Source organism: Micromonospora globispora, from assembly GCF_003857015.1.
GTDB lineage: Bacteria > Actinomycetota > Actinomycetes > Mycobacteriales > Micromonosporaceae > Micromonospora > Micromonospora globispora.
In genome coordinates, this window is the sequence record NZ_QGGF01000514.1 from 1 (window position 1) to 5,108 (window position 5,108).

Sequence of the window (5,108 nt, forward strand, 5' to 3'; positions counted from 1 at the left end):
GGACCCGGCGCGGCAGCCGGGCCGCCCGCAGGGCTGGTTCCGTGAGGACATCACCGGCAGCGGCCTCTTCACCGACGTCCGCATCGAGCTGATCCGCCGGGCCGTGCCGCTGGACACAGCGGCGTACCAGCGCCTGGTCAGCACGTTCTCGCCGCAGCTGAAGCGGCCGCCGGAGCTGCAGGCCCGGGTGCTGGCCGCCGTCGGTGCGGCGGTCGACGGGTTCGGCGGGACGGTCGTGCTGGACCTGCGTACCACGCTGGTCCTGGCCCGCCGCCCGACCTGATCGCCGCCACGGTCGCGCCGGGGGTGCGGCCGGGCGATAGGCTGCCCGCCGTGGCAGGTCTGATGAGGAGTGTGGCGTCGCGGTTCGGCCGGATCGGCGGCGGTGCGGGCGCGCCGACCGGCACCCCGGCCCGGATCCCGGCCCAGGTCGCCCGGCGCCGGCAGGTCGCCGCGCTGCAGCGTCGCGAGCTGACGTACGCGCCGGAGCTGGACGGGCAGGCCGACCCGGGGGAGATCGTCTGGACCTGGGTGCCGTACGAGGACGACCCCCGCCAGGGCAAGGACCGCCCGGTGCTGGTGGTCGGCCGGCGGAGCCGGGCGCTGTTCGGGCTGATGTTGTCCAGCCAGAGCGAGCGGGACGGCCAGCGGCACTGGCTGGCCCTCGGTCCGGGTGCCTGGGACCACGACAACCGCCCGAGCTGGGTACGCCTCGACCGGGTCCTCACCATGCGGGAGGACAGCATCCGCCGCGAGGGCGCGGTGCTGGACCGGCCCCGCTTCGACCGGGTCGGTCAGGCGCTGCGCGCCGGCTACGGCTGGCGCTGACCGGCGCGCCGGTAATGGGTTCGACGGTCCGCCGGGCGGCTGGCATGGTGGGCCGATGACCGGTGGCGACGGCGTGGCGGTGGACGACAGGTTGCTCGGGTGGGTCCGGGAGGACTTCGGCGTCACCCTCGAGTCGGTCCGGCGGGTCGGGTACGGCGCCGACGAGACCGCCGAGCTGTGGCGGGCCGTCGACGCCGACGGACGAGTGCTCGCGGTCAAGCTCAGCGGCGGCACCCCGGCCGGGCTGGTCCTCTCCGCGTACCTCGCCGAGCGGGGCGTTCCCGGGATCGCCGCCCCGCTGCGGACTCGGGACGGCGACGTCTGCGCCGTACGCGACGGTCGCCGGCTCTCCGTGGTGCCGTGGGTGTCGGACGAGCGCGCCCTCGGCGGTGGCATGGAGGTGGCCCACTGGCGGGCCTACGGCCGGGTCCTCGCGGCCGTTCACGCCACCGTGGTGACCGAGGAGTTGACCCGGCTGCTGCCCGCCGAGGACCACACCCACCGTCAGGTCGCCGCGCGGGTCCGGGCCACCGACCGCGCGGTGGCGGCCGTCGACGACGCGACGGCGGACCCGTTCACCCGGGAGGCGGCCGGGCGCTGGCGGCCCGTGGCGGGCCTGCTGGCGGGGCTGCTGGACCGGGCGGACGCCCTGGGCGCGGAGTTGCGCGGCCGGCCGGTGGCCCATGTGGTCTGCCACGGCGACCCGCACCTGGGCAACGTGCTGCTCGACGTCGACGGCGGAGTCTGGCTGATCGACTGGGACGACGCCGTGCTCGCCCCGCGCGAACGCGACCTGATGTTCGTCCGCGGTGGTGTGCTCGCCTTCGCCCCGGTCACCCCGCGCCAGCAGGCCGCCTTCTTCGAGGGCTACGGTCCGGTGGAACCCGATCCGGTCCGGTTGGCCTACCACCTCACCGTCCGGGCGCTGGACGACATCGCCGACTGGACCCGCCAGGCGATGGACACCGGCCACGACGACGCGGACCGGGTCCGCGCGCTGGACATCGTGCGGGGACTGGTGACGCCGGTGGGCCTGGTCAGTCTCGCCCGGGACGCGCTGGTCGGCATCGGCCACTCGCCGGCCTCCGCCGCCGGCTGAGCCCGACCGCGCGGAGCCGGCTCAGTAGTAGTCGGCCAGGCGCGCGCTCTCCACCAGTTGGCGGGCCGGTCGGGCCGCGCCGACACTCTTCGCCTGATACATCGCGGTGTCGGCCCGGCAGAGTGCCTCGGTGAGTTGGGCCGGCCCGTGCACCGGGGCGAGCCCGACGGACGCGGTCACCCGCACGGTGCGGCTGCCCAGCGGGATCGGCGCGGCGAGGGCCTCGCAGAGCCGGCGGGTGGCGTGCTCGATCCACCGCCGGTCCACCGTCGGAGTGGTGAGCAGCCCGGCGAACTCGTCGCCGCCGAGCCGGGCGACCAGGTTGTCCCCGGCGAAGGCGGCGAGCCGCTGCGCCACGCTGACCAGCACCTGGTCGCCGGCCGCATGGCCGTAGCGGTCGTTGACCTGCTTGAAGTCGTCGAGGTCGAGCACGACGGCGATCAGCGGCTTCCCGGCGGCGTCGGTCAGCAGGGTGGCGGCGAGCCGGTAGAAGGCCCGTCGGTTCGGCAGCCCGGTCAGCGGGTCGTGGCTCGCCGCGTGCCGCTCGGCCTCCAGTTCGGCCTGCAGGAGCTCGATCTCCGCCTCCGCGCGTTGCGCCCGGCGGTGCAACTGCCAGGCGGAGAGGATGGCACCAGCGGCGGAGATACCGGACGCGACGGTCATCGGATCCGGCACGAGCCCTCCTCGCCGCAGCCGTCGGCCTGCCCGTGGCGGCGCGTGGACCGCCCGTGCCAGCCCGGTGTTTTCCCTGGTGGCAATGCGGATCGGCGTCACCCAGAGTAAACGGATGGGTACGCCGTCCGTGCGTTATCATGCTCGCTGTCCAGTGCAGATGCAATAGCAGATGCACGTGCATCACGGTCCTCTGTCGACACACCGCCCCTTACGCCGCCATCACCGCTTCCGCCGCGGCATCGGCTGGCTCTTCCACAGAAAGACCCCCATGCAGCATTCTCAGAACGGCGTACCCACCAGTCAGTTGCCGCCGCTGCGGTGGCAGAAGAGCCGCCGGAGCAACCCGAGCGGAAACTGTGTCGAGTTGGCCGAACTCCCCGACGGCGCGGGGATTGCCATGCGTAACTCCCGCCACCCGGAGGGTCCGGCGCTGATCTACACAGTGGACGAAATCGCGGCCTTTGTGCTCGGTGCCCGCGACGGCGACTTCGACAACCTCATCACCCCCTCCCGGCTGCGCGACTGATCGGCCGTCCGGGGGAGTACATCTCACTGTCGGTCCATGGCATGCTTACACGTCGGCCGGGCTGGGGCGTCCGGTCGGTGACAACGGCATGCGAGGGACGGGGTGTGACGATGGTTCCCGCCGAGGGCGGCCCGGCCACCGGTCCGACCGTGCTGCGAATGCTGCTGGGGGCGCAGCTGCGGCGGCTCCGGGAGGGCGCCGGGGTGACCCGGGAGGGCGCCGGCTGGGAGATCCGTTCCTCGGAGTCGAAGATCAGCCGGATGGAGCTGGGCCGGGTCGGCTTCAAGGAACGCGACGTCGCCGACCTGCTCACCCTGTACGGCGTCACCGCCGCCGACGAGCGCGAGGCGCTGCTCAAGCTGGCCCGGGACGCGAACAGCCCCGGTTGGTGGCACCGCTACGGTGACGTGCTGCCGAGCTGGTTCCAGTCCTACCTCGGCCTGGAGGCCGCCGCCGCGCTGATCCGGACGTACGAGGTCCAGTTCGTGCCCGGCCTGCTCCAGACCCCGGAGTACGCCCGCGCGGTCATCCTGCTCGGTCACCGGTCCGCCGCGCCGGACGAGGTCGACCGGCGGGTGAGCCTGCGGATGGCGCGCCAGGAACTGTTGCGCCGGCCGCACCCGCCGCAGCTCTGGGCGGTCGTCGACGAGGCCGCCCTGCGCCGGCCGATCGGCGGCCCGGAGGTGATGCGCGGGCAGTTGAGCGCGCTGATCGAGGCGACGAAGTCCCCGCACATCCGGCTTCAGGTCGTTCCCTTCGAGGCCGGCGGTCACGCCGCGGCCGGCGGCGCCTTCACCATCCTGCGCTTCGGTGACCAGGACCTGCCCGACATCGTCTACATCGAACAGCTGACCAGCGCGATCTATCTGGACAAGCGCGAGGACCTCGACTACTACGCGGTGGCCATGGAGCGGCTCTGCGTGGAGGCCGAGCCGCCGGAGCGCACGCCGGAGATCCTGGGCCGGATCCTGGACGAGGTCGCCCGGCGCTGACCCCCGCGGGGGCTTCACGACACCGGCCGCCGGCGGCGGGGTCGGACGACCTCACCTCGACTGATCCTGATGTCGTTGACGGTCACGGATCGGTGCGCGTAGTCTCTGAATCGATCCAGACTGAATCGATTCAGAGAGGCGGCCCGGTGAAGCCGACCCTGCAGGACGTGGCGGACGCCGTCGGCGTGTCCCGCAGCACCGTCTCCAACGCGTACAGCCGCCCCGACCAGCTCTCCGCGGCGCTGCGGGCGAAGATCCTCGACGCCGCGCAGCGGCTCGGCTATCCCGGCCCCAACCCGACCGCCCGGTCGCTGCGCCGCGGCTTCGTCGGGGCGATCGGCGTGCTCTTCACCTCGCAGCTGTCGTACGCCTTCACCGACCCCTTCGCGGTGCGCTTCCTCGCCGGCCTCAGCGGCGCCGCCGAGCGGCACGGCAACAGCCTCCTGCTGGTGCCGCTGCCGGCCGACCGCGCCCAGGTCCGCACCGCCGTGGAGAACGCCTCGGTCGACGGCTTCTGTGTCTACTGCGCCGGCGACGAGGACTGGGCCCTCGACGCCATCCACGACCGCGGTTTGCCCTACGTCACCACCGCGCCCCGGGAGAACGCCGGGCCGGCCGACCGCTACGTCGGGATCGACGAGCGAGCCGCCGCCCGGTCCGTCGCCGACCATGTCGCTGCCCTCGGCCACCGGCGGGTGGCCCTGCTGGGAGATGCCGTCCTGCCCGACGCGCCACCGGGGCCGTTGGCGCTGGCGGCCCCGCAGGACGCGCCGCATTCCGTGACCCGTGGCCGGCTCGCCGGCTTCGCCGACGCGTTCGCGGCGGTCGGTGTCGACTGGCCCGCGATCACCGTGCTCAACGCCGCCGGCAACAGCCGCGCCGCGGGGGCCGCCGCGGTCGCCACCACGTTCGCCGGCGACGATCCGCCGACCGCCGTGCTCGCCTGTTCCGACGTGCTCGCGCTCGGCGTCCTCGACGCCATCGCCGA

General features: G+C 73.8%; 7 protein-coding genes. 6 read left to right on the forward strand and 1 reads right to left on the reverse strand.

The features are described 5' to 3' along the window. From DKL51_RS35230 to DKL51_RS27665, 3 genes are all read left to right on the forward strand, one after another. A partial coding sequence (locus tag DKL51_RS35230) for a hypothetical protein (RefSeq protein ID WP_221623247.1) occupies positions 1 to 283 on the forward strand: 283 nt, incomplete at its 5' end. Between the two features lie 50 nt (positions 284 to 333). Further along, positions 334 to 828, forward strand: coding sequence for a type II toxin-antitoxin system PemK/MazF family toxin (locus DKL51_RS27660; RefSeq protein WP_124812656.1), 495 nt, complete (start codon positions 334 to 336; stop codon positions 826 to 828). A 55-nt stretch (positions 829 to 883) separates the two neighbouring features. After that, a complete protein-coding gene (locus DKL51_RS27665) occupies positions 884 to 1,927 on the forward strand; it encodes a phosphotransferase (protein ID WP_124812657.1) in 1,044 nt (347 codons plus the stop codon). 21 nt (positions 1,928 to 1,948) lie between these two features. Here the strand turns inward: DKL51_RS27665 and DKL51_RS27670 are convergent, their stop codons facing one another. Beyond that, complete coding sequence (locus DKL51_RS27670; protein ID WP_124812658.1) at positions 1,949 to 2,602, reverse strand: GGDEF domain-containing protein; 654 nt, start codon at positions 2,600 to 2,602, stop codon at positions 1,949 to 1,951. Between the two features lie 268 nt (positions 2,603 to 2,870). Here DKL51_RS27670 and DKL51_RS27675 point away from each other — a divergent pair, with 268 nt between their 5' ends. The 3 genes from DKL51_RS27675 to DKL51_RS27685 all read left to right on the forward strand — a co-directional run. Next, positions 2,871 to 3,128, forward strand: a complete 258-nt coding sequence (locus DKL51_RS27675) for a DUF397 domain-containing protein (RefSeq protein ID WP_109947005.1) — start codon at positions 2,871 to 2,873, stop codon at positions 3,126 to 3,128. Between the two features lie 110 nt (positions 3,129 to 3,238). Then, on the forward strand, positions 3,239 to 4,120 hold the full coding sequence (locus tag DKL51_RS27680) for a Sco1979 family transcriptional regulator (protein WP_438819677.1): 882 nt from the start codon (positions 3,239 to 3,241) through the stop codon (positions 4,118 to 4,120). A gap of 146 nt (positions 4,121 to 4,266) precedes the next feature. Beyond that, positions 4,267 to 5,108: substrate-binding domain-containing protein (locus DKL51_RS27685; RefSeq protein WP_148097858.1), on the forward strand; the 842-nt coding region annotated here is incomplete at its 3' end.